19 protein-coding genes are annotated in these 23,667 nt (G+C 59.1%); 13 read left to right on the forward strand and 6 right to left on the reverse strand.

Going from position 1 to position 23,667, the window contains the following annotated elements:
* The first annotated feature begins 9 nt into the window (after nucleotides 1–9).
* Both pgl and P3T24_RS31455 read left to right on the forward strand, forming a co-directional pair.
* Nucleotides 10–714 carry a 6-phosphogluconolactonase gene (gene pgl / locus P3T24_RS31450; protein WP_429440603.1) on the forward strand — a complete coding sequence of 235 codons (705 nt, stop codon included), beginning with the start codon at nucleotides 10–12 and terminating at the stop codon, nucleotides 712–714.
* The gene (locus P3T24_RS31455) at nucleotides 692–2,608 is read left to right on the forward strand and encodes a bifunctional transcriptional regulator/glucokinase (protein ID WP_429409218.1); all 1,917 of its coding nucleotides are present in this window, start codon (nucleotides 692–694) and stop codon (nucleotides 2,606–2,608) included. The genes pgl and P3T24_RS31455 overlap by 23 nt, the downstream gene beginning before the upstream one ends.
* Nucleotides 2,609–3,337: 729 nt before the next feature.
* Here the strand turns inward: P3T24_RS31455 and P3T24_RS31460 are convergent.
* Nucleotides 3,338–4,543 (reverse strand): Bcr/CflA family multidrug efflux MFS transporter, encoded by a 1,206-nt coding sequence (locus tag P3T24_RS31460; protein ID WP_074263615.1) that lies wholly within the window; start codon nucleotides 4,541–4,543, stop codon nucleotides 3,338–3,340.
* A gap of 233 nt (nucleotides 4,544–4,776) precedes the next feature.
* Between P3T24_RS31460 and P3T24_RS31465 the strand changes: the two genes are divergently transcribed.
* A complete protein-coding gene (locus tag P3T24_RS31465) occupies nucleotides 4,777–5,361 on the forward strand; it encodes a hypothetical protein (RefSeq protein WP_429440605.1) in 585 nt (194 codons plus the stop codon).
* Nucleotides 5,362–5,436: 75 nt separating this feature from the next.
* Here P3T24_RS31465 and oxlT read toward each other — a convergent pair whose 3' ends face one another.
* Together oxlT and P3T24_RS31475 are read right to left on the reverse strand one after the other, a co-directional pair.
* Nucleotides 5,437–6,723: an oxalate/formate MFS antiporter gene (gene oxlT, locus P3T24_RS31470; protein WP_429440607.1), complete on the reverse strand. Its 1,287-nt coding sequence runs from the start codon at nucleotides 6,721–6,723 to the stop codon at nucleotides 5,437–5,439.
* Between the two features lie 229 nt (nucleotides 6,724–6,952).
* On the reverse strand, nucleotides 6,953–7,768 hold the full coding sequence (locus P3T24_RS31475; protein ID WP_429440609.1) for a GntR family transcriptional regulator: 816 nt from the start codon (nucleotides 7,766–7,768) through the stop codon (nucleotides 6,953–6,955).
* Nucleotides 7,769–8,018: 250 nt separating this feature from the next.
* Between P3T24_RS31475 and hemL the strand changes: the two genes are divergently transcribed.
* From hemL to P3T24_RS31500, 5 genes are all read left to right on the forward strand, one after another.
* Nucleotides 8,019–9,311 (forward strand): glutamate-1-semialdehyde 2,1-aminomutase, encoded by a 1,293-nt coding sequence (hemL, locus tag P3T24_RS31480; RefSeq protein WP_429440611.1) that lies wholly within the window; start codon nucleotides 8,019–8,021, stop codon nucleotides 9,309–9,311.
* A 69-nt stretch (nucleotides 9,312–9,380) separates the two neighbouring features.
* Nucleotides 9,381–10,514 carry a bifunctional diaminohydroxyphosphoribosylaminopyrimidine deaminase/5-amino-6-(5-phosphoribosylamino)uracil reductase RibD gene (ribD, locus tag P3T24_RS31485; RefSeq protein WP_429440613.1) on the forward strand — a complete coding sequence of 378 codons (1,134 nt, stop codon included), beginning with the start codon at nucleotides 9,381–9,383 and terminating at the stop codon, nucleotides 10,512–10,514.
* A 16-nt stretch (nucleotides 10,515–10,530) separates the two neighbouring features.
* On the forward strand, nucleotides 10,531–11,166 hold the full coding sequence (locus P3T24_RS31490; RefSeq protein WP_429440614.1) for a riboflavin synthase: 636 nt from the start codon (nucleotides 10,531–10,533) through the stop codon (nucleotides 11,164–11,166).
* A gap of 334 nt (nucleotides 11,167–11,500) precedes the next feature.
* Nucleotides 11,501–11,692, forward strand: coding sequence for a hypothetical protein (locus P3T24_RS31495; protein WP_429440616.1), 192 nt, complete (start codon nucleotides 11,501–11,503; stop codon nucleotides 11,690–11,692).
* Between the two features lie 203 nt (nucleotides 11,693–11,895).
* Nucleotides 11,896–12,657 (forward strand): cyclodeaminase/cyclohydrolase family protein, encoded by a 762-nt coding sequence (locus P3T24_RS31500; protein ID WP_429440617.1) that lies wholly within the window; start codon nucleotides 11,896–11,898, stop codon nucleotides 12,655–12,657.
* A gap of 249 nt (nucleotides 12,658–12,906) precedes the next feature.
* On the opposite strand, the gene P3T24_RS31505 is transcribed toward P3T24_RS31500, so the two are convergent.
* Both P3T24_RS31505 and P3T24_RS31510 read right to left on the reverse strand, forming a co-directional pair.
* Complete coding sequence (locus P3T24_RS31505) at nucleotides 12,907–14,490, reverse strand: HEPN domain-containing protein (RefSeq protein WP_429440619.1); 1,584 nt, start codon at nucleotides 14,488–14,490, stop codon at nucleotides 12,907–12,909.
* A gap of 531 nt (nucleotides 14,491–15,021) precedes the next feature.
* Nucleotides 15,022–15,585, reverse strand: coding sequence for a helix-turn-helix domain-containing protein (locus P3T24_RS31510; protein ID WP_429440621.1), 564 nt, complete (start codon nucleotides 15,583–15,585; stop codon nucleotides 15,022–15,024).
* 123 nt (nucleotides 15,586–15,708) lie between these two features.
* Here P3T24_RS31510 and P3T24_RS31515 point away from each other — a divergent pair, with 123 nt between their 5' ends.
* From P3T24_RS31515 to P3T24_RS31535, 5 genes are all read left to right on the forward strand, one after another.
* A complete protein-coding gene (locus tag P3T24_RS31515) occupies nucleotides 15,709–16,950 on the forward strand; it encodes a tyrosine-type recombinase/integrase (protein WP_429440623.1) in 1,242 nt (413 codons plus the stop codon).
* A gap of 28 nt (nucleotides 16,951–16,978) precedes the next feature.
* Nucleotides 16,979–18,148 (forward strand): transcriptional regulator domain-containing protein, encoded by a 1,170-nt coding sequence (locus P3T24_RS31520; protein ID WP_429440625.1) that lies wholly within the window; start codon nucleotides 16,979–16,981, stop codon nucleotides 18,146–18,148.
* Nucleotides 18,149–18,542: 394 nt separating this feature from the next.
* Nucleotides 18,543–19,046, forward strand: a complete 504-nt coding sequence (locus P3T24_RS31525; protein WP_429440627.1) for a helix-turn-helix transcriptional regulator — start codon at nucleotides 18,543–18,545, stop codon at nucleotides 19,044–19,046.
* A gap of 929 nt (nucleotides 19,047–19,975) precedes the next feature.
* Entirely contained in the window at nucleotides 19,976–20,410 is a 435-nt protein-coding gene (locus P3T24_RS31530) for a hypothetical protein (protein WP_429440629.1), read from the forward strand.
* Nucleotides 20,411–20,433: 23 nt separating this feature from the next.
* Nucleotides 20,434–21,519, forward strand: coding sequence for a hypothetical protein (locus P3T24_RS31535; RefSeq protein WP_429440631.1), 1,086 nt, complete (start codon nucleotides 20,434–20,436; stop codon nucleotides 21,517–21,519).
* Nucleotides 21,520–21,643: 124 nt separating this feature from the next.
* On the opposite strand, the gene P3T24_RS31540 is transcribed toward P3T24_RS31535, so the two are convergent.
* Entirely contained in the window at nucleotides 21,644–22,831 is a 1,188-nt protein-coding gene (locus P3T24_RS31540) for a phage/plasmid replication protein, II/X family (RefSeq protein ID WP_429440633.1), read from the reverse strand.
* Between the last annotated feature and the right edge of the window lie 836 nt (nucleotides 22,832–23,667).

Raw genomic sequence — 23,667 nt, forward strand, 5'->3', positions numbered from 1 at the left:
GGAGGAGAAATGATCGAGCTTCACACTTTCGACGACCAGCGCGCCCAATCGGACGCGCTGTCGAAAGCGGTGGGCGACGCGTTACAGGCGTCCCTGACCGCTCGCGCGGCCTCGGCCGGTAATGGGCCGAACCACGTCACGCTCGCAGTGTCGGGCGGCAGCAGTCCGCGTCCGTTCCTGCAAACGCTGTCCACACAACCGTTTGACTGGGCGCGCATTGCCGTGACGCTGGTCGACGACCGCTGGCTTCCCGAAACGGACAGTGACAGCAATTCGCGTTTTGCGCACGAGACGTTGTTGCAGAACGCCGCGAAAGCTGCCGCATTCTGGCCGCTGGTGGACACCAGTCAATCGCTCGAGGCGCACGTTGCGGCGTTGAACGCCGACGCGCGTCGCACGCTGCCGGATGTCGCCGTGCTCGGCATGGGCGAGGACGGTCACACAGCGTCGATCTTTGCGGATGCGCCCGAGTGGGACTTCGCCATCACGACGCAGGAACATTTTGTTGCCGTGCATCCGGGCGCTGCGCCGCATGCACGCGTGAGCTGGTCCATGTCCGCGTTAAAGCAGATGGGCCGGCTATTTCTGTTGATTGCAGGACCGCGCAAGCTGGACGTGCTCAACGCTGCCGCCGCTGCGCCACAAAAAAATGCCATCTCACAGTTGGCAAACGACAAGGGAGTGAGACTCGATGTCTACTGGTGTGAAAAGTAACGCTGTCCCGGGCGCGGGCCAGCACGCCGACGGACCGCGCCTGCTGGCCGACATCGGCGGCACCAATGCGCGTTTTGCACTGGAGACGGGGCCGGGCGAAATTGGCCAGGTGCAGGTGTATCCCTGCGCCGACTACCCGGGCGTCGCTGACGTCATCAAGAAGTACCTGAAAGATACGAAGATTGGTCGCGTGAACCACGCGGCGATTGCGATTGCGAACCCGGTCGACGGCGACCAGGTCAGCATGACCAACCACGACTGGACCTTTTCGATCGAAGCCACGCGCCGCGCGCTGGGCTTCGACACACTGCTGGTCGTCAACGATTTCACGGCGCTGGCGATGGCATTGCCGGGCCTGACCGACACGCAACGCGTGCAGGTAGGCGGCGGCGCGCGCCGCCCGAACAGCGTGATCGGACTGCTGGGTGCGGGCACGGGTCTGGGCGTCTCCGGTCTGATTCCGGCAGACGACCGCTGGATTGCGCTGGGCAGCGAAGGCGGCCACGCCACCTTCGCGCCGGCTGACGAACGCGAAGACCTGGTGCTGCAGTACGCACGCAAAAAGTGGTCACACGTATCGTTCGAACGCGTGTCGGCGGGTCCGGGCATCGAGGTGATCTACCGGGCGCTGGCGGCGCGCGACAAGAAACGCGTGCCTGCCAGCTTCGACACCTCCGAGGTGGTCAAACGCGCGCTCGAGGGCGAGCCGCTGGCGGCGGAATCGGTAGATGTGTTCTGCGGCATCCTGGGCACGTTCGCCGGCAACATCGCGGTGACGCTGGGTGCGCTGGGCGGCATCTACATCGGCGGCGGCGTGGTGCCGCGGCTGGGCGAATTCTTCGAGCGTTCGTCGTTCCGCGAGCGCTTCGAAGCGAAGGGCCGCTTCGAGGCGTATCTGCAGAGCGTACCGACTTACGTGATCACGGCGGAGTACCCGGCGTTCCTGGGCGTCTCGGCGATTCTGGCGGAACAGTTGTCGAACCGCGCGGGCGGCAGCTCATCCGCAGTGTTCGAGCGCATCCGCCAGATGCGCGACGCGTTGACGCCGGCAGAGCGCCGCGTGGCCGATCTCGCGCTGAATCATCCGCGTTCGATCATCAACGATCCGATCGTCGACATTGCGCGCAAGGCTGACGTGAGCCAGCCGACGGTGATCCGTTTTTGCCGCTCGCTGGGCTGCCAGGGCTTATCCGATTTCAAGCTGAAGCTGGCGACGGGGTTGACCGGAACGATTCCGGTGAGTCATAGCCAGGTGCACCTGGGTGACACGGCGACGGACTTTGGCGCGAAGGTACTGGACAACACGATCTCTGCGATTTTGCAGTTGCGTGAGCATTTGAACTTCGAGCACGTCGAGCGGGCGATCGACCTGTTGAACGGCGCGCGCCGCATCGAGTTTTATGGGCTCGGCAATTCGAACATTGTCGCGCAGGATGCGCACTACAAGTTCTTCCGGTTTGGCATTCCTACGATTGCTTATGGCGATCTGTACATGCAGGCAGCGTCGGCGGCGCTGCTTGGCAAGGGGGATGTGATTGTTGCGGTGTCGAAGTCGGGGCGCGCGCCGGAGTTGCTGCGCGTGCTGGATGTGGCGATGCAAGCTGGGGCGCAGGTGATTGCTATTACGTCTAGTAACACGCCGCTGGCCAAGCGTGCGACGGTGGCGCTCGAGACTGATCACATCGAGATTCGCGAGTCACAGTTGTCGATGATTTCGCGGATTTTGCATCTTGTGATGATTGATATTCTTGCTGTTGGTGTCGCCATTCGGCGTGCCATGCCTAGTGAGGATGTGGCGGAGGCTGTCGCTAAGGCTCGTAGCGGGGCTGATGATGATGCGACTGCTGTGCTGGACTGGCTTAGTCATGGGGCGGCTTCTTCGGCGCCGGACTAAGGTGGGTGGTTTTTTTTGCCTGTGCGGCCGCTTGTCGGTGTTCTTGCTGCTTTGGCCTTTCCTTGCATTCTTTTTGGTTTGCTTGCGTTGCCCCTGTGCGGGGCGGCACCTACTTTTCTTTGCCGCCGCAAAGAAAAGTAGGCAAAAGAAAGCGGGCTTCCAACCGCTAGCCGGTAGGTGTCCACCACTGGCATGAAGCCGGAGAGGTCCGCGCACGGGACCGTCCCTCGCATCACATCCCTTAGTGACAAAGCGCTCATCCACCCCACTCCGCACTACGTGCGTCGCGGATGGGTCTGCAAGGGAAAGCGGGGTTGCGGGAATGCCTGGAGCGCCGCGCTTTACGGCGCCCCCGGAAGCGAGATGAAGAAACGGCTCAAGCTGCCGAACAAAGGCCGCCTAATATAGTTAGCATCCCTACAGATCTTCCTGAGGATGTTATACCCGACGGCGGGGCGCGTAGCGCGACGCTGGAACGGATGACTGCCTTGTCACTAAGGGACGCAGCGCGAGGGCGGAACGCGTGCGCGGACCACTCTGGTTTCATGCCAGTGGGGGACACCTACAGGCTAGCGGTGTGAGCCCGCTTTCTTTTGCCTACTTTTCTTTGCGGCGGCAAAGAAAAGTAGGTGCTGCCCCGCACAGGGGCAACGCTAATAGACCACTAACAAAGCAAGGAAAGGCCAAAGCAGCAAGAACACCGACAAGCGCCGCGCAGGCAAAAAACCCCTAAACCCCACTCCTATGCCACCGCAAAACCAACCCCCTGCCACAAAAACAAAGCACCCCAGCAACCCCAACAGTAACCCCCATACCCGTAGGCGAAACCCCTTGCCAAAGCCCCACAGCAAGACTGGAAGCCGCGCCAAGCGCCAACTGCACTGCCCCAAAAACCGCCGCAGCCGCCCCCGCATTGTGAGGATACCGATGCATCAAATCCGTCGTGCAATTAGCCGACAACAACCCCACCACCCCGACCACAAAAAACAACCCGGCAACGATCGACCACAACCCGCCCCACCCCGTCAGGCAAACCAGACAAACAAACAACGAAGCCACACAACTGACGATCGCCGAAAACGAAATGATCGGCAACGACCCCAACCGTCCAATCAACCGTGTGTTGAGAAAATTGCCAAACATGATTCCAACAATATTCAGCCCAAACAAAAACCCATAATGCTGCGCGGAAACATGGAAATACTCGATGTACACAAATGGCGTCGCGGTGATGTACGCGAACATCGATGCAAATGCCATCCCGCCGCATAACATCAGCCCCCATGCCACCGGATCCCTCAGCAACTTCCCGTACACCCCAAACGATTGCAGCACCGCCGAATGCTTGCGCTTCTCAGGCGGCCAGGTCTCCGGAACCTTCAGGTAAGCCGTCACCGCGCACACCGTGCCAAACAAAGTCAACGCAACGAACACCACGCGCCATCCACCCAGCAACAGCAACTGCCCGCCAATCAGCGGCGCCAGCAACGGTCCAATAGACGTCACAATCGATAGCATCGACAACACCCGCGCCGCATCGGCCGGTTCGTGTGCGTCGCGCGCAATCGCACGTGAGAGCACGGATGCCGCACCCGCGCCAAGTGCCTGCACAAAACGGAACGTCACCAGCGATCCAATCGAAAACGAAAACCCGCATGCGATGCTCGCGAGCGCATACATGATGATGCCGCCCAGCAACACCGGCCGTCGTCCGTAGGAGTCGGAGAGCGGTCCGTACAGCAACATCCCGACCGAAAAGCCAAGCATGAAACTCGTGAGCGTCGTCTGTGCGGCACTCGTGCTGACCAGAAACGCCTGCGCAATTGATGGCAGGCTCGGCAGGTACATGTCGATCGAAATCGGCCCGCACGCGGCGAGCGCGCCGAGCAACAGGATCAGCCGGCCATCGGGCCGGCGTCGGGTGACGTGAGACATGGGAATCCAGAAGAGGCAGCCCGCCAACCACGCGTCGGACTGCAGGGAACAGCAAAGATTGCGGTATTACCGCTGTAATTGTACGCGACGGTTAACGGGGCGTCGCCCTCTCGCCTGGGTGCAGTGGACCTTCGGCACGCGCAGCGGACGACGAACGCAGCTATGCCGTCAATCGGTTAAGCTCCCGCCTGAGCCCGTCACGGCCATTCCAACGCACCCGCTTCTAGCCCGTTATGACCGCCTTCCTGTTGATCTGGAGCCCCAAGAAATGGCCTTGGCCAGAACTGCCCGATGTCGCCAAACGTGTCGCCGCCGGCGAAGCGGTAACCGATGTCTGGGGCTGTGGCGTCGCGCGCAGCATCCTGCCGGGCGATCGCGTGTTCGTCCACCGCGTCAGTCAGGAACCGCGCGGGGTATTCGGCTCCGGCTACGTCACGCGCGCTCCGTACGAGGTGCCCGATGTCCATTCGAAACGTGGCTATCGTCTTTGCATTGATTTCGTCTACGACTGGCTCGTAGACGCGAATCATGAAGTCGTCGTCACGCGCGAGGCTTTGCGCGTACACCCGTTCTCCGTGCAGACGTGGGATGCGCAGGCATCGGGAACCTCGATCAAGCCGGTCGCCGAAGGCGCGCTAGAGAAACGCTGGGCCGAGCTGACAGGCAAGCGCAAACCGCCGAAGCTCGATGCGCCGGCGGGTCCGACCCACTCCAGCAAGGTCTCGGCTCATGCGGCGGCGAAACAAGCCGCAGAAGCGAAGCTGAAGTCCGGCAGCGTGACGCGTAAAAGCCCGCGTCGAAGCAAGTCTGCAGCCTGACGCGTTTGCCTGCTGTGTCGACGAGGCGCGTTGCAGGGCCTCGCCAACGCCCCACCACTAGCAACTCCACAACGCTTAACGCGCCAGCACCTTCAGGAAGCGTCCACGTGCCGGCTTCAACACCAGCATCGCCAGCGCGGCCGTGCCGAGGTCGAGCGCAATCGCGCAGCCAAACACCGGGATCCAGCTACCCGTATGCTGATGCAGCAGTGCGGCCAGCGGACCGCCGAAAATCGAGCCCACGCCGAACGAGATATAGAGCCAACCGTAGTTCGCGGTTGCGTAACGGGTACCGAATGTATCGGTCAAGGTCGACGGGAACAGCGAGAAGATTTCTCCCCAGCCAAAGAACACGAGGCCCGAAAGCAGCACGAACAGCACCGCGTTATCGCGCGTCAGCAGCCAGAGCGTCATGGCCACGCCCTCCAGCGCGAAAGCGAATCCCATTGTGTTTTCACGGCCCAGGCGATCCGAGACCCATCCGAACAACGGCCGCGTCAGACCGTTTGTGAAGCGGTCGATGGTCAACGCCAGAGGCAACGCCGCCAGCCCGAACACCATGACTTTGCTCACGCCGAAGTCGGCGGCGAAAGTCGCCATCTGCGATGTGACCATCAGGCCGGAGGTCGCCATCATCGTCATCATCAGGAACATCAACCAGAAGAGCGGCTGCTTGAGCATCTCAGACGGTCGAAAGTCGCGCGTAGCGCCCCCCGTGAGCGCACTCGGCACGCTCGCGCCCAGATCCGCCGGCGGCACGCGCAGCCCCTGTGAAGCGATGAACCCGACCGCGGCAAAGACGATCCCGAACAGCCACAGCGTCGACTCCACGCCGCGCGAAGCCAGCGATGCCGCGATCGGAAAGGTCGTCACAATAGCGCCCATGCCGTAGCCGGCCGCCACCGCGCCGGCCGCGAAACCGCGTCGGTCGGGAAACCAGCGGACCATCAGTCCCACCACGCCGACATAGACGATGCCGGTACCGAGACCGCCGACGCCGCCATAGGTGAGATACAGCATCGGCGTGCTGTGCGCGTAGGAAGCCAGCACCCAGCTCACGCCCGCCAGCAGCGTGCCGATCGAGATCAGCAGGCGCGGGCCGAAGCGATCGATGAGCGCGCCCTGAAACGGCGAAAAGAACGCCTGCAGCAACACAAGAATCGAGAAGGTGACCTGCAACTCCGGCAAGGCGATGCCGAGCTTGGCGGCAAGCGGTTTGGTCATCAGGGTCCAGACATACTGCGGGCTCGAGATCGTCATCATGCAGACGAGCCCGAGGGCAAGCTGAAACCAGCGGGTGCGTGCGATTGACGGCGCGATTGGCGTGGCCGTGGCGTTCAACGCATGCGTGCGGCTATTCATTGGTGCTCTCCGGTTCGAATGGCGCGAGCCGCTCGAATCACCCCGGATTCGCTTGGACTACAGCCGGCGCCCTATGTATACAAGCTCGTCGACATTAGCGAGAAACATGCCGATTGAATGCCCGAGCCGGTCCGATCGAGAGAAGATCCTTATGGGACGGGGGTTTCCAGCCGGAGGAACAAAGCCGGCTGCGGGCATCGCGTTGCCGCCGAGTGAGCCCCAGGTGAATCTAGATGGTGCCGCGGCCCTTCGGCGGTGCGCCCGTCACTGCGGCGCGATCCGCCTTGGTGCGCACGCTATGGAGCCGGTGCACGGTCAGCTTGCGGACTTCGGCCTGACTGCCGTGAATGTGCCGGGCGATGCAGTCGAGCGCCGCGTTGGTATCGCCCGCACGGATCGCCGCGAGGATGGCGGCGTGCTCCTCGTAGGTTTCGTCGATGCAATTGCCGTACACGAGATCGAGCCGTCGCACGACGCGAATGCGGTCCGTGACGCGCTGCAGGGCGGCCGCCAGTTCGTCGTTGTCGGTTGCCGACACCAGCGCCAGATGGAACGCTTCGTCGAGCGCCGCCACTTCGCGGCCGTCAGTGAGACGTTCGCCCGCCGGCGCCTGCCAGATCACATCAAGTTGATCGAGGAGACCGCTCAACGCGGCGGAAAGCGGCCCATCGCGCTGACAAAGGCGGCGAATCGCGAAAGTTTCGATCAGCTCGCGCATCTCGTACAGATCGTCGAAGCGCTTGAAGTCGATCGGCACGACTTCCCAGCCGCCGCGCACGTAACCTTGCATCAGACCGTCGCCCTGCAGCCGCTGCAAGGCTTCGCGCGCAGGTGTACGCGAGACGTTGAAACGCTCCGCGATGCCGCCTTCGGTCAGACGGTCCCCGGGCAGCAGCCGCAATTCGAAGATGTCGTCGCGCAGTTGTGCATAAACGTAGTTCGCGCGCGACGCGCCCGCACCCGGCGGCGTGGCTGCCGATGCAGGAGCGGGCGGGGTCTCGGGTTCGGCGGTCGCGGCCGCTGCGGAAATAAGGGTGTCGCGCATGATGGACGAGGATACCAATAAATATCGGCGCTTCAAAAGCGGCATTGCCTCGCCGCGCCGCACGCCCGGCCAATCTCCCCAACCCCCGCTGCGCCCCGCCGCCCGCCGACTGTGCGCGACTCCGGTACAATTTCAGATAACCATTCAGCCGCCGCGAAACAGGGAAACGAGCATGCGGGCCGGAGTCTCCTCCGGCTGCCGGTCGACCCTGCTCGCCTCTGTGCATCCCTTTCTGACAGGTCCAACGTCCATGTCCAGCAATTCCCGGAACGAAGCGCTTTTCGAGCGCGCCCAGCTCACCATCCCGGGTGGCGTCAACTCGCCCGTGCGCGCTTTCCGTTCGGTCGGCGGCACGCCGCGCTTTATCGAGCGTGCGCAAGGCGCCTACTTCTGGGATGCGGACGGCCAGCGCTATATCGACTACATCGGCTCGTGGGGCCCGATGATCCTCGGCCACGTCCATCCCGAAGTGCTCGATGCCGTGCAGAAGGTGCTGATCAACGGTTTTTCGTTCGGCGCGCCGACCGAATCCGAAGTCGAGATTGCCGAGGAAATCTGCAAGCTGGTGCCGTCGATCGAACAGGTGCGCATGGTGTCCAGCGGCACGGAAGCCACCATGAGCGCGCTGCGTCTCGCCCGCGGCTTCACGAACCGCAGCCGTATCGTCAAGTTCGAAGGCTGCTATCACGGACACGCGGACAGCCTGCTCGTCAGAGCCGGCTCGGGCCTGCTGACGTTCGGGAACCCGACTTCGGCAGGCGTGCCGGTGGATATCGCCAAGCACACCACCGTCCTCGAATACAACAACGTCGCCGCGCTCGAAGAAGCGTTCAAGGCTTTCGGCGACGAGATCGCTTCGGTGATCGTCGAGCCGGTGGCGGGCAACATGAACCTCGTGCGCGCCACGCCCGAGTTCCTGAACACCCTGCGGCGCCTGTGCACCGATTACGGCTCCGTGCTGATCTTCGACGAAGTGATGTGCGGCTTCCGCGTCGCCCTCGGCGGCGCCCAGCAGATCTACGGCATTACGCCGGACCTCACGTGCCTCGGCAAGGTGATCGGCGGCGGCATGCCGGCGGCGGCATTTGGCGGTCGCCGCGACATCATGGCCCACCTCGCCCCGCTCGGCGGTGTCTACCAGGCGGGCACGCTGTCGGGCAACCCGATCGCCGTGGCGGCCGGTCTGAAGACGTTGCAACTGATCCAGGCACCGGGCTTCTACGAGACGCTCAGCACACGCACCACGCGTCTCGTGCAAGGACTCAGCAACGCAGCTCGCGAAGCAAAGGTACCGTTCGCGGCGGATTCGCTCGGCGGCATGTTCGGCCTCTACTTCGCGGACAAGATTCCGGCGAGCTTTGCCGAAGTCACGAAGAGCGACGTACCGCGCTTCAATGCGTTCTTTCACAAGATGCTCGACGCGGGCGTGTACTTCGCGCCGTCGGCTTATGAAGCGGGCTTCGTATCGATTGCTCATGACGACGCGATCCTCGACGCCACGATCGATGCGGCACGCCGCGCCTTCGCCGAACTGACCGTCTGAGGCGCCAGAAGCATGCATCAGGTCACCACTACTCACGACAGAACACGCCACAGCACTTAACGGACGCCGATGTTCTCGCAAACCGATTTCGTCCATATGGAACGCGCGCTGGCTCTCGCGAAGCGCGGCATGTACACGACCGATCCGAACCCGCGCGTCGGCTGCGTGCTGGTCAAGAACGGCGAGGTGATTGGCGAGGGCTTCACGCAGCCGGCAGGACAGGACCATGCCGAAGTACGGGCGCTGAAGGATGCGCGTTCGCGCGGCCACGATCTGCGCGGCGCTACGGCCTACGTCACGCTCGAACCATGCAGCCACTTCGGCCGCACGCCACCGTGCGCCAACGCGCTGATCGAGGCGCAAGTGGAACGCGTGGTCGCGGCCATGGAAGATCCGAATCCACAGGTGTCGGGGCGCGGCCTCAAGATGCTGCGCGACGCGGGCATCGAAGTGCGCTGCGGCCTGCTCGCCAATGAAGCCGCTGAACTGAACGTCGGCTTCGTGTCGCGCATGACGCGCGGCAGGCCATGGGTGCGATTGAAAGTGGCCGCCTCGCTCGACGGCCGCACCGGACTGCCATCCGGTGAAAGCCAATGGATCACCGGAGAAGCGGCACGCGCCGATGGCCATGCGTGGCGCGCCCGCGCATCGGCGATCCTCACGGGCATTGGCACTGTGAGGGAAGACGATCCGCGCATGACGGTGCGAGCCGTAGATACGCCGCGCCAGCCGCAACGCGTATTGATCGACAGCCAGCTCGATGTGCCGCCTACGGCGCAAATTCTGGCCGGCGCACCGACGCTGATTTTCTGCGGCAACCTGGATGAGCGTCACACCGAGCGCGCTAGCGTATTGCGCGATCGTGGCGCGGAAATCATTCAAATGGCGAACGCCACCGGCAAGGTGGATCTGCCTGCCATGCTGAAGGTGCTCGGCGAACGCCAGGTTAATGAGTTGCACGTCGAGGCTGGCTATAAATTGAACGGCTCGCTGTTGCGCGAAGGCTGTGTCGACGAGTTGCTGGTCTATCTGGCGCCGAGTCTGCTCGGCACCGACTCGATGGGCATGTTCAGCCTGATCGCGCCGCTAGCGCTCGAGGACCGTGTACGTTTGAACTTTCACGCCGTCGACCGGATTGGCGACGACCTGCGGATTCTGGCGCGCTTCGCGCCGCCATCCGCGCCCCGCCCTACTGGGAATTAAACAAGGAACCAGCACGATGTTTACCGGAATCGTCGCGGCGGTCGGCCGCATCGAATCAGTCAAACCCCTTGGCAGCGACGGGGACGCGGGCGTCCGCCTGAATGTCAAAGCAGGTGGCCTCGATCTCGAGGACGTCCAGCTTGGCGACAGCATCACGATTCAAGGCGCCTGCATGACCGTGGTGGCCAAGACGTCGGATTCGTTCGAAGTGAATGTGTCGCGCGAGAGCCTGAACTGCACGGCCGGGCTTGGCGAGCCGGGTGAGGTCAATCTCGAGAAAGCGCTACGCGCGCATGACCGGCTTGGTGGGCATATCGTGTCGGGTCATGTGGATGGACTTGGGACGGTGACGCATTTCGCGCCGGTTGGCGAGTCGCACGAATTGCGTGTGCTGGCGCCGCGGGAGATTGGGCGTTATCTCGCGTACAAGGGCTCGATTACTGTGAATGGTGTGAGCCTGACGGTCAACGCCGTGAAGGATCGCGATGATGGTTGTGAGTTTTCGATTAACCTGATCCCGCACACGGTTGAGGTGACTGCGCTTAAGAATCTGCGTGAGGGGGCGAAGGTTAATCTGGAGATTGATCTGATTGCAAGGTACGTGGAGCGGATGCTCAGTACGTCTCAGGACGGCCATAAGCCATTGAAGTAATTCGGCTTTTGGCTAAACGACCGTCTACCGTCGTCTCGCCAAATGCAGCCAGATATACAGCATTGTGACGGTATACTTGACGGTATACTTGACGGTATACGGTCGTTTTCTGCGCCAAGTATACCGTCACGCTTCCGGGAAAACGCCTCCCCGAGGGATTCAAACCGGCTGTCTGCCACGCCGGCATTGGGATCAGCGGCGATCCCCGGAGATACAGCAGAGCAGAGAGTTCGCGACTTTTTGCCGGTTTTCCGGGTATCCCGCTCAACATTCGAAACTGCGGATCGAGCGCCACATCAGCCATCCGCCATGCCACCGACCGCGACATACAGACATGGATTGCCGAGTCAGCTACGAACACAGCCTCAAAAGCGATCCTGACGCGTTCATCGTTCAGGTTCCTTCGCAACTCGTAGACGGGATTCCTGGCAACATCCCACGCGCACTACTGCCCGAGTACATCATGGAACTCATCCTGAGTCGGTCGCCGACCATCGGAAAAATCCGGAACCTGCGGGTCCTCTGAACACTATCCTCCCTGTAAATCAGGCAGGGAATTTTGTCGTTCAAGGCTCGCATAATGCTACTTGGTTCATCGATTCTGCCATACCGGGAAATCACTTCTTTCGTGGCCTTTACAATCCTGCTTTAGACTTGTCAATATCTGAACGATTGCTGCTTTAAGGTTTTAATAACAGCCCCCGGCCGTCAAGCGAAGAGACCCACAAGATGGAGAACCTGTTGCCACCCGAGACCAACTTGCTAGCTCAACCAGCAGGCCAGTTGCTCGACGCTTTCGGCGCTGGGAAGGCTTCACCCGGCTCCGGCAGCGCTGCCGCCATGATGGGATTGCTGGCCGTGAAGCTGATTCGCACGGTCTGCCTGAAGAGCCTTGAAAAGAAACCCGACCGGGAACTTGAGGTCATCCTGCGCCACATTCTGGAGCAGTTGGCCGATACCGAATCTGCCTTGGTCGCGATCTTCGAAAAAGACGCTCGCGAGTTTGATGAGATCGTCCGGCTTCGAATAGCGCGCGACGCCGCGGACAACGCGGACGAACGAAGCACGCTTCAGCGCCGTGCCAACGATCTGCTTGAAACGGCAACCGACAACACCTTCCAGATAATCGACCTGTGCCTGCCGCTGATCAACCACGGCGTGACCGTGTTCCAACACGGCTGGAAAGCGGTACGGGGCGACTCCGGCGCTGCCATCAGCGGCGCGATTGCCGCGGTCACATCGGGACTGTTTATCGTCAACCTGAATATCAAGAGTCTGAAGGACCGGAATTACGCTAAGGACAACATCGGCCGTTGCACGGAACAATTTGCAGAGCTGCAGCGCAAGCAGGTCACTGCATTCAGTTGTGTAACATCGTTAAACGTCGAAGCGCTGACGTCGCTCGGCGATGGAGCCCTAGACCCGCAGCAGTTGCCGCTCGCGTTTCAGGACGAGACTGGCGCCGCACCCGCTGACGAAGCTGCGGCATGAGTAAATTCTGTCGTCTATCAAAAATGGCCGCGAAGCGTTGGCTCGCGGGCTGCTTGAGTACCTACCTCATCTCGGGGAACGGACGTTCGCCACATCTATCGCTTGACAGCTTCGCCAACTAAAGCTGCCCCCGGTCTGTCAGCACGTCGATGCCCGGTGGAGGTTGTTCAACCGACAACAGGCCAACAGTCACATGTCGCTGCCTACTAACGCGATCCCGCCAAAGCTGACGACCGTGCTGCTGCGTCCCTATGCGCTCCGCCTTCGGCTTCCGCACCTCGCGAACAGCCGTCGAAGCCAGCTATCCGCCACCGGCCCGGGTTGCGGCGGGTCTCCATCCGCTCTGCTGATTTCCGGCTTAGGACCCACCTCACCTACCGTCATAATCACGCCAGACGCGTCATCCGGATTACGGCGACGAGCGTCTATAGCATTGATTTGCATCAAGTGTTGTGATGCGCTTGATGTGTTGAAAAGCGACCGCAATATGGCGACTTCTGGAATACCTACACGTTGAAGATACAGCGCCCGTAGCAAGTGTCGCATGCGAACATTTGCCACATATTGTTGTTGGCCATCGAGCACGTTCACGCGAAGTTCTTCGTCCCAATGCGTGTAATAGTTCCGTGTGTCAATCCATGCACGAGGTATCTTCCCGTCCGCACCGAGAATAGCTCTTCTAATCGGGATCGGGAGAATCTCCGTGAGAGCATCCAAACGCTTCCTGAGCGAAATTTGATTTCCATAACGGATACGCGAGCGAAGGGAATCCCGGTGGTCGCGTCCAATATCATCCGGAATAGCATCACCGAGACTCTTCTTGACTCTCTCGTAGTCACTGTCTGGCATGTAGTTACCTGCATACAGACCGCGATGAAATCCTTCTAGTGATTGAATCAGCGACAGAAATTCGACATGCAACCACAACTTCTCAGAAGCCAGTACGCTAAGAGCCAGTTGGCTCGGCATTTGTACGCGGGCATATAGCTCGAACCAACTGGCAATTACGGTAGAAAGCTCAATGTCCATCGCCCCCCGGATCATGAAGAATTCGCTCAGGTTCGTGTACGTGCAATAGCGGACGTCTCGCATCGTGACCAGCACTGAGACATCACGAAGAGGATCGTCTGTGGCTGCGACAATGCAATCGGGCGACATAGGAGTACCGGCCAAAAACGCAAGCAAGGGGGCAAGCTTTCCCTGCTGCTCCATATACCAGCCAATAGTCTGTGGCGTATCTGGCCGAATTGACACCCAAGCCGCCGACGTCACCGTCGCCGAGAAATGATCCGAAGTTGACGTACACCTGATGTCAAACTTGACGGTCGCGTTAATCGACGGGACACGGATACTGTCCTCGGGAGGATGCAGGATGCGAAACGAATGAGAGAAGCTGCCTGTTTCGGCGTGGATCTCACTCGATTCCTTGACCGTCGGCTTCGACAGCCAAACCTGTAGTCCAGGAATTCGCAACTGCACTTCAGGGAAAGTGGCTTCTGCTTCAACGTGAGCCCCAATGAGCAACCACGATGCGATCACCCTTTCCGATTGACGCATGCCGCCGGAACCAAAATTCACCGAAATCCCCGCCCTCTGGGCGCCAAGTATGGTGACTGCCTGGCTCTTGGTTGTCAGCCCATGAATAACGGAGTAGGCAGGTACCTCATCCGCAGCGCGAACAGTGCCGCTTACCGGCAGAAACGCCTCATTGAGATGAAGCTCGGTCCGCTCTTGACTGTAGTGGATCTGACCTGGGATCAAGCGTGACTTATCGTCGGGAAGATACCACTCGCCGGACAACTGGAAAGCATCAGATAGGGAAAGTTCGGCCATTTTTATTCGCGTATGAGAAGATCAGCACATCTGGCGTCGTTGCCTGGAGGCTCAAACAGAGTTGAACTGACGATCCAGCATTCGGTTATGTTTTAGTAAAACTCACGATGCTCTTTCGGACACGCCCGTGAATCCGCATTCAAACAACGGGGGAAAGCATACCCAAACTTACTACTCGACGCGCATTGCTGGAGAGGAAACTATTCGGGCATAGCCCATTACAAACCACCGACGATGCGCCAGCTTGCCACAACGCCCGACAGCCTTTGATTGAACTGCAGCTTACTCTCTGCTTTCCAGTTGCAATCAACCAGATCGGCTCTAATCTCAGTTCAAATTAAAATGCCGACGCCAACGGGCCCAGCGTTTCCGCATAGCCGAGATGTTCGCGCGCTGTTAGGGCTCGTACTGCACTGTGTTCAGCATGAGGTCACTTGTAGCGAGCAGGACGCCGACCAGCTTTCTGCAACACCACCGTGGTCGCCGAGTCACCAGGTGGTCAACGACGGTTTGGCAGAACCTCTTCTTCCCTCATGGTCGCAGTGCCTGCCGCAATTCCTGGAGTATCTTCATGTTCACCTCCCAACCGTCCTCGAAATCCTCCACGAGGACCTTCCCTTCATATTCCGGGTAAGCCAGCTCAATAACGGCGGCCCAAAATCTCGGTTTGGATAGAAGCCACTGGTCATCGCCGATCAGGCTGACCAGGATGTTTCTTACGTGCGCCAGGCTATACGAGACGCCGAACTGAGCCTGCAACAATCCCCTCACGCGCGCAAGCGTCCAGCGAGCGGGTTTGGCCGCGGCTCTACCCCGTCGTCCAGACTCACGCACGTAACTGTCTGCCAGCAATCTGACAAATGCCAGTTTCTGCTCATCCGTCAAACCACGGGGGCGACCCATTGGCCGCTTGCGCCACGGTTCATCATCGGGATAGGCGGCCTTCAGCTTCGCCCATCGTGACACTGTCTGGCGAGTTACGGAGAGTTCCCGCGAGACGTCCGACTGCGACATACCCTCATCCAGCAATGCCATCGCTTCCCACCTGCGATCACTCAACGCATCAAAGTCCCGCTTCGTCCGTTGCTCCGCCATTGTGCCGTTCGCCCATCAGATACATTGTCACTTACTATATTTAAAATACCCGGAATCTGTCAAAGTTATTTAGCTCACACGACTCCGATATCAATCTGTATCGTTTCAACATCGATAACTTCCATGTTGAACAACAGAAAAATGCCTCTAACAAACATTGAAATCAGTCAGGCGAAGACTGACGGCAAGCCCTTCAAGCTATTTGATGCGAACGGCCTCTACCTGCTCGTGACTTCTACCTCGAAGTCGTGGCGGTTCGATTACCGCATCGGTGGCAGAAGGGGCACCGTAGTGTACGGACTAACCACTGAGCTTACGGCATCCAAAGCGCGCGAGCGGCACCGGGAAGCCAAACAACTGCTCGCCAGCGGTATCGATCCAGCAACGCACAAGAAGCTCGAGAAACTTGCTCTTCAAGCATCTTTCGGTGACACGTTCGAAGCCACCGCAAAGCACTGGTTCGACAGCAAGAGCGCCTTGCGCTCGAAAGCCTGGCAAGAAGCTCACAGCCTGTACCTGCGCCGCGACCTGAACCCGATCCTCGGCAACGTGCCGCTCGACCAGATCGACGCACGTACGCTGCTTAACGTGCTCGAATCGGTGCGTCGTGACCGCGGTGTCAAGACCGCTGAACGCGTCCGGCAAACAGCGGCCCAGGTATTTGACCACGCAATTCGCAAACTCAAAGTTCAGGCCAATCCCGCTCGCGTCCTGCAAGGCTGGGTTGATGTCCCGGCCCAGGTCAGCCATGAGCCGCTACGCGAGGATGAGATTGCGGAGTTCGTCGAGCGGCTTGATGCCGACACCGGGTCTACTGCTACGAAGTTGTGTATTCTCCTCATGCTGCTCACCTTCGTTCGCAAGAACGAGATGGTCCAGTGCCGTTGGGACGAGTTCGATATTGATAACGCTGTATGGACTATTCCGGCCGAACGCATGAAGATGCGCGATGCGCACGTCGTACCGCTCAGCCGGCAGGCGTTGGCGGCGCTAGAGCAACTGAAGCCGCTTTCGTTCGCATCTGACTTTCTGTTTCCCAGCTTGAGCAGCCTCTATAAGCCGATGAACCTTGCCACACCCAACGTTGTCTTTGAGCGGATGGGTTACGGCGGTCGCTTCACGCCGCACGGCATCAGGGCGACCGCATCCACGTGGCTGAACAATCGCGGCGTGCGCGCGGACGTGATCGAACGCCAACTCGCGCACGTCGAGCGCAACCGTGTGCGGGCTGCCTATAATCGCGCGGACTACATGTTCGAGCGCATCGCCATGATGCAGATGTGGGCGGACTTCGTGCTGCCCGATCAGGTGACGAGCGGCGACAAGCTCGTGGTGCCGCTCCCCCAACAAACTCAAGAAGTCTGACACTATCTACTGACCGACCGAGAGCTATATGAACACTCAAAATGACTTTAAGTTCGATCCGAACGTGTTTGCTCTAACCACTATCGAGAAGGGATTCGAATCTGACGATACGGCCTGGCAGTTTCTCAGGTGGAATCCCGACTACCGGGAAGCATTCCATCGGCTACGCGACGAGAAAAGCGATGCGGATGCGCTCGAAGCGATCCTCGCTCACATCAAGGCCCCTAATCCCGAGTTGCTGGCCTGCGCCCAAGATAAAACGTGCGCGAAGAGGTTTGGTATTGCTGCATGGCTCGATCCCGAGGAAGAACGATTGCCGGCGTTAAACAATCCTGGCGATTCGTGGTTCTTTCCGCTCATGAAACCGCTGCAGGAGGACACCATGATTAAGTCCCAGCAGCGAGGCGCATCGTACGAAACGCGGCCTGGTGGCCCATGGTTGACTGTGCGTGAGACGCCTTTCGGGTATCGCGAAATACTACGAACAGGGCCACGCCCTCCGGCGCGCCCGCCCGCGAAAAAGGACTCTCACAGTGAAAGGATGGTCTTCACCGCTATTGACTGCAGCGTCCCAATTGACGCGCAGCTTATCGCGCTTGAAAAGCTCGTCCGCACGCACCGCGAGTACTGGAACGAGGGGATCTGCACTACCGATACCCCAACCGTGGTCATCGAACCGATCGGATGGAACGATGTGATTCTCCCGAGCCGCGTCGAGAACGCCGACTTTTGGCGAACCGTGGGTATCGACGTACTCGGTCCCATAAAAAAACAGATCGAAGAATGCAGATCGACGCTTGCCGACGTACACGGAAGGCTAAAGGGCGACGACCTCATCCTGCGCTTTGGCGAGCGCTTTCCCATGCCAAAGGTGCCGGGCAGCAAAAACGCAGCACCCAGCAGCAACCGGTATCTAAAAGCCCTCCTCCTGATCGCGGAGCGGATACCACACGACGCATTCAGGGCGAACAACATCGACGCTGATTGGCCTGGGCTCGCCCATCAGATCGCTAAAGAACTTCGGATTGTTCATCCTGAGCGGCCGCAGTGGATGCAGGCTTTCGATGAAGGTATGTCAACATGGCACCTGCGTCGCACCAAAAACCTCGTCATGCACTTCTACGCATGGCTGGTACACGCGCAGTTGTCGTTCGCTGATGAGGCGAAAAAAGTAAAAGAACAAACCGCAGCAACCTGACCGCTCTCTGCCGGTCACACTCTCCCCGCACTAGCACAGCACGCATATCGACCCATCGTGGTCGATGTGCGGCCACCTTCCCCACACGCCCCTCCTCCCGCCATTCTCCTCGCGTTGACCTGTAGCAGCATGCCCTCGTCGCCGCCCATCGTTCTGCCAGCCCACCACCGTGATTACCAATGTGCCCTCTGATCGAGGCACTTCGCAAGCTCTTCACGTCATACCTCTTCCGCAACCAAACACTTTTCCCGGCGCGTGTCAAATCTCAAATCGGAGGTTTGAAAAAACACCAGCATCAAACCTCCGATTTGACATTCTGAGCAGGAGTCCGTTTTCCGGACAATTCGTTTTTGTTCACTCCTGAACAGACCTGAATAGACAAACGGAGCCATCAATGAATCGAAATATTTTCTCTGCACCCAGTCGTGATGTACAGGCAAATGAACCGCCTTCGGTGATTACGCGGATTCGCCATGCACGTCATATCCTCCCGGCCCGCGCGGGCAACGGCGTGAAAGACAAGCATCTGCCCGCGAACTCGGATTCCGGCTCGACCAAAGCCATCAGCGTGAAACCCGATGCCAGCACCGTGTATTCCCCGGACACCCCGCTTCTCGGCCAATTGATCGGCTGGGTGCACTCCCGTACCAGCGACCGCTATATGAAAGAACCCGAAGTTCTGACGATTATCGGCCGCTCGAAGGCGGCGATGCGCAAGGACGTTTCTCTCGGACTGTTCCCAGCGCAGGTCAGGACCGGGCTCAAGTCCACCGGCTGGCGCGAATCGGAGGTCATGGGTTGGGTCGAAGCTACGACGATCCTCTCGCGCGTTGCCAATCCCGGCTTCGACATGAAGGAGTTCGTGGCGGCTCTCATGGCCAGCCGTATCCCGCTGTAAGCCTGTGGCCAGCAGACCTGCCAGCAACCAGCCCAAACCAACGCTTAATCAAGGTAACGAAGATGAACCGCAAAAGCTCTAAGACCCGAACGACGCGGTCGGTTTTGCCGAAGAAGTTGGACAAGTTTTTCTTCGAACATTTCCGCGCCGAACCGTTCAACTTCTTCCGAGATGCAGAGCAACTTCCGGGTACCCCTGGGACGTTTGCAATCGGGAGAGTACCGATCGAATTTCCCGACCTACCTGAATTCCCGAATGGGCACGTGTGCAACGCTGAAGCCGCTCTTACAGAGTTCTTCCATCTCCGAGCGGATTGGCAGCGAGATCTCCCGTATTTCACTGGGCCGTTCTCCTTTCAGCGAGAAAACGGACAGATGTGCGTCGTCAAGGTCCGTACCAAGTGCGAACCGAAGCTTATTCGCGTCCAACAAACCCACAACCGCATCACGATCTTACTGCCGCACCCACGTCAGTGGATTCGTTCCGGGCTGGGGTGGCTGTTTGAACCGCCCTGCCCCTGCGGAGATCCGAAGTGCATTCCTGCACCGTGGCGTAACACCGGGTGCCGAAATGGCTGGGTAGAGTAGTTAGCCATAGACCTAATGCCAGGATGCCGCGATGAATCGGGAACAGGCACGATCGACTCGCCGCTCGACACCACGGCTAAAACGAACTGATCAAACATATTGCTAGCGAGACTCGAAATAATGCGTACCAACAAAAGGCAACCTCAGAGTAATCCTCAATCAGATCTTGGGAGAAGTATGGTCAAACGCCGAGAGGCGGACCTGATGCGCTGTGAGAATGGCCGGACGCCAGACTCCAGAAGCCCCGTCAGCCTGCCCGGCTCTGACTCGCACCCCTCGGAAGCGTTCATATACGACAGGGACGCTGCACTCCTTGGACTGGATAACTGCGCGAAGTTTCTCGTGGGCCAAAACGAATACTGGCTCTATCCCGTGCCATTGCATCCGGAAAAAGCGATGACCCTAGTCATGCATACAATGGTCGAATTGAGTAATGACCAAGAGTGGCTGTCGCTCCTGCTTAAGTCGTCAAAACCGATCCAGCACATCTTGGTGAATGGCGGTCAATGCTTCCTCACGCTCGACAAAAACAGGAAGTTTCGGCATGTCAGCGTCGAATATAGTCAGGGCGCACTAAGTTTCACCTTCCCGCCCTTCGGATTGTGGACGGCTGCTTCTCTCGACTGGATGATAGACAAGAAATGTCCCCGCAAACGACTGGACTGCCACCCGGCGCCATGGCGTGGTACGCCTTGCCCCTGTTCGGGCAGTGATAGGAAGCCGACAAGCAACCCTTTCGAACGTGACGCCACCCTAAAGGCAAAGGGCAAGCTCTGAGGTAGCGGGACGGTGATCTTCGGATGAAGATCACCTTTCTATTTTTAGGACTACTTTTTATCATGAAAATACGAGATAAACTCTCACATTCACCCGACGGCCCCGCCGCGGCGCAGCACCGCCGCAAAATGGTGCTCGGGGTGCTGGCATTCGCAGGGCAGGTGACGCTCGTTGAGCAGGAAGGGAGGCACGAGGCAGCCATGTTCCGTTTCCTGTGCCCGTATACTGGTGCTGGGGGCAAAAATTTGCTGCCTCTGGGTGTCGGAGCAGGTGTTAGAACGCTCTATTGCTGTGACCGGTTTTACGAAGATGAGATTGAAGAGCGTAGGCAACGCGTGACGCGCCGCGACCCCTACCAGTCTTCTCGGGACCGGGCAAAAGAGAACCTGCAGTTTTACTACCTTGAACTTGATCAGGACACACGGCATTCGCAGTCGCTACTGACACCCGAAGGCCACCAGCGGTTGATGGACCTGGTACGCCGTCACAACGTCCAGTTACTTGTCATCGACGACGTGGAGGTCTGGACACCGCAGGTGGGAAAGAAAACCGGAGAGTACTCTCAGGTCTCTTTCAGCGGACTGCTCGAAGAACTGACGGCGCGGGGAATTAGCGTCCTGATTTTCACGTCTGGGGCGAAGGGGCGAAGGGCCGTGCCCACGTTGCTCGGCTCGCTGCCTCACAAAAAGCTCTCCATTAAGGAGGACAAGCGTCATCCGATGCCGGGCGGGGTTCGGCTGGTCATCTCGCGTGAGGCGTCGCACGACACCAGCCTGGTTCCCCGAAACTTCGTCTGGTGGTCAAAGATCGACACGGATGAGAATTTCGACTTCAGTTGCAGGGAGGGTGACTTTGTCGAGCAAAAATCGCCCTCTAAAAAGGCAATCGAAGACCACCGCGAAGCAATCAAAGCGATGATCGGAGAGGGTGTACCCACACAGAAGGAAATTGCGGATCGTCTTAGAGTACATCCTTCGACGATCTGCCACCACGTCGACTATCTTGTGCAACACGGCGAGGTACTGATGGACAGGCAGAAGAAAAAACTCTCGTTGCCCAACCCCGACGCCTCAAAGGCCAAGGGTACCGATGACAATGCTTCCGGCTGAGTCCCGAGGCGAGTTTTGCTAACCCCCTGCGGCCGCTAAAGCGATTGCATGATTGCGCGATTGCACGTTGTTGTTAGTGCGATTGCGTGATTACGCGTTGCGTCAGCGGCCATTTCATTTCGGCTCACTCGTTGTCGTCTGGGTGACCATCAGTACGATCCGAAGGCAACGACGGCGGTGAGTAGTACCTGGTCCCCACCGCCCAAACAGGCACAGGCCGCACGTTCCCCAGTGAAAACAGCGCCTTCAAATCGACCGCGGGCTGCACTTCGGTCCGCCGGTCCACCCCAATATTCACGCCGAGCTTCTGCTGAATCACCGCAACGTACCGGCCCGCCGTTCCCCTGTTAGCAAACTGCTCCTTGACGCTGCGCCCGAGGAGCCAGTTCGTGAAAACCTGCAGTTCCTTCGGCTTCAGCAGCTTGAGCTGGGCGCCCGTGGGCACAGGCTGCACCGCATAGACAATCCTGTACCGGTTGAAAACCTCGAAGAAGAGCGCGGCGACGTCAACTTTGGCCCAACTCGCCACCTTCTTCAGGTTGAGCCCGCCCAGCCCCCCCGACAGCGACTTGAGGCCCTGCGAGTACAGCTTGACCTCTGCGCGAAGGCCCTTCTCCGCCTCAACCGTTAGCAATCGCTGGTACTTCGTAGTCGGCCAGAGAAACGCCCCCATCTCCTCCAGCTTGTCGTAGAGCGTCAGGGCATGGTAAGTCGAGCGGCCCTTTGGCGTGAGCCCTAACGTAAGCCAGGTGGGCAGTATCCGCTGCTTGCCCTTCCGGTTGCTGAAATCGATAGCGTCCAGGATCGGCACCACCAGTTCCCGGGCGCAGGTGAAATTCGCGGTGAGGTGGATACCGGTGAGATGTACCTCGCCTGCAAGCCACATCGCCCGATCTTCAGCACGCACCTCGATCCCAAGCGCCCTCGTCACCCGATCCAATATCTCATACACGTAGTCCTGCAACACAGCGTGCCCGAACAGGTTATGCCCTTGCAGCACTTTGGGCGGGCAGCAGTCGATGAGTACGGCGTGGGCCGCCTTCAGCTGATGGCTGATCTGCTTCGACTGGACATAAACATCGGCATTACCATCCTCCAGCGATTGCTGGATTGCGGTCGCCCCGAAGAATATCTCGCCGGTCTCGGGATCACAAATCTGTACCGGTTTACCACGAGGGAGATGCAGGCATGGCGCCAGTATCCGGATACGGTCGATGAAAACTCCCGATTGCGCATTGCGCGTTGCGTGGGCGGACACGGGCTGCGGGCGCAGCGACTGTCCAGCCGTTGCAGCGATAGCTGTTCGTTTCATAAGTTCTACCCTTCCAATGATGGTTGAGTAGAGCCTTTAACGAATAGCTGGGAAGCATGAGTTTCCAACGGGGATCGTAGATCGGATTGAAGTTCCAGCGATAAACAGAAGCTTCCAGATATTAAGCTGTCACGTTTAGCCAATAAGTTCTAGAGCTATATCAGCTTAACTATCAAATCTTAAACACCAAGCTCTAGATCTATGTTGATTGGTTGTTCAAATTTGAGCGTGAAAGCTGCGCAACTATTAACTAATATAACTTTGGCAACAACAGCAACCTGCCGCCGACATCCAGACTGGTTTAGCCAGGCCATTCCCACCTGCAATTGCGCAATTGCAGATTGCGCATAGCTCTGAAGCTCGCGGACGCGAGATCGACAAATCTTCGCCGATCAACGCTGCGAATGGCATGTGGCGTGCAACCGCGCAATCACGCAATCGCGCGATCAGATACCGCAGCAGGACGTTGCTGCATGTGTGGCCGGCCCGTCGCGCCGGGTGTTCGCCGTTCAAATGTCCCGCGGCAGCAATCCAGGTGCGAACTTCACCTGTCCGCAATTGCGCAATTGCAGATTGCGCGAACATATTCCGTTCCCCACAGGCAACGGGTCCGCAGACGACGTTCGGCGCCGAACTCGGCGAACAACGTACGGCACGCAATGCGCAACCACACAATCGTCGTCAAACCTGCCGAACTTGCGCAATCACGCAATGCGTCAATCAGCATTTTTGGTAGCAGATTAAATGTTCGATATTGACAAAGTTATTCATAAAACCGGCAAACGGTAACTATTGATAAAATACATTATCAATATAATCGCCGCGCGCTTTTAATT

The sequence above is a fragment of the Paraburkholderia sp. GAS33 genome (assembly GCF_050436645.1).
Taxonomy (GTDB): Bacteria; Pseudomonadota; Gammaproteobacteria; order Burkholderiales; family Burkholderiaceae; genus Paraburkholderia; species Paraburkholderia phenazinium_B.

What these genes read in the sequence shown, in the direction of transcription:
- ribD (WP_429440613.1), top strand. Translation starts at nt 9,381, where the DNA reads ATGTTCTCGCAAACCGATTTCGTCCATATGGAACGCGCGCTGGCTCTC.
- P3T24_RS31525 (WP_429440627.1), top strand. Translation starts at nt 18,543, where the DNA reads ATGAATCGAAATATTTTCTCTGCACCCAGTCGTGATGTACAGGCAAAT.
- P3T24_RS31535 (WP_429440631.1), top strand. Translation starts at nt 20,434, where the DNA reads ATGAAGATCACCTTTCTATTTTTAGGACTACTTTTTATCATGAAAATA.
- P3T24_RS31510 (WP_429440621.1), bottom strand. Translation starts at nt 15,585, where the DNA reads ATGGCGGAGCAACGGACGAAGCGGGACTTTGATGCGTTGAGTGATCGC.
- P3T24_RS31505 (WP_429440619.1), bottom strand. Translation starts at nt 14,490, where the DNA reads ATGGCCGAACTTTCCCTATCTGATGCTTTCCAGTTGTCCGGCGAGTGG.
- P3T24_RS31495 (WP_429440616.1), top strand. Translation starts at nt 11,501, where the DNA reads ATGGATTGCCGAGTCAGCTACGAACACAGCCTCAAAAGCGATCCTGAC.
- P3T24_RS31520 (WP_429440625.1), top strand. Translation starts at nt 16,979, where the DNA reads ATGAACACTCAAAATGACTTTAAGTTCGATCCGAACGTGTTTGCTCTA.
- hemL (WP_429440611.1), top strand. Translation starts at nt 8,019, where the DNA reads ATGTCCAGCAATTCCCGGAACGAAGCGCTTTTCGAGCGCGCCCAGCTC.
- P3T24_RS31490 (WP_429440614.1), top strand. Translation starts at nt 10,531, where the DNA reads ATGTTTACCGGAATCGTCGCGGCGGTCGGCCGCATCGAATCAGTCAAA.
- oxlT (WP_429440607.1), bottom strand. Translation starts at nt 6,723, where the DNA reads ATGAATAGCCGCACGCATGCGTTGAACGCCACGGCCACGCCAATCGCG.
- pgl (WP_429440603.1), top strand. Translation starts at nt 10, where the DNA reads ATGATCGAGCTTCACACTTTCGACGACCAGCGCGCCCAATCGGACGCG.
- P3T24_RS31500 (WP_429440617.1), top strand. Translation starts at nt 11,896, where the DNA reads ATGGAGAACCTGTTGCCACCCGAGACCAACTTGCTAGCTCAACCAGCA.
- P3T24_RS31460 (WP_074263615.1), bottom strand. Translation starts at nt 4,543, where the DNA reads ATGTCTCACGTCACCCGACGCCGGCCCGATGGCCGGCTGATCCTGTTG.
- P3T24_RS31465 (WP_429440605.1), top strand. Translation starts at nt 4,777, where the DNA reads ATGACCGCCTTCCTGTTGATCTGGAGCCCCAAGAAATGGCCTTGGCCA.
- P3T24_RS31475 (WP_429440609.1), bottom strand. Translation starts at nt 7,768, where the DNA reads ATGCGCGACACCCTTATTTCCGCAGCGGCCGCGACCGCCGAACCCGAG.
- P3T24_RS31455 (WP_429409218.1), top strand. Translation starts at nt 692, where the DNA reads ATGTCTACTGGTGTGAAAAGTAACGCTGTCCCGGGCGCGGGCCAGCAC.
- P3T24_RS31540 (WP_429440633.1), bottom strand. Translation starts at nt 22,831, where the DNA reads ATGAAACGAACAGCTATCGCTGCAACGGCTGGACAGTCGCTGCGCCCG.
- P3T24_RS31515 (WP_429440623.1), top strand. Translation starts at nt 15,709, where the DNA reads ATGTTGAACAACAGAAAAATGCCTCTAACAAACATTGAAATCAGTCAG.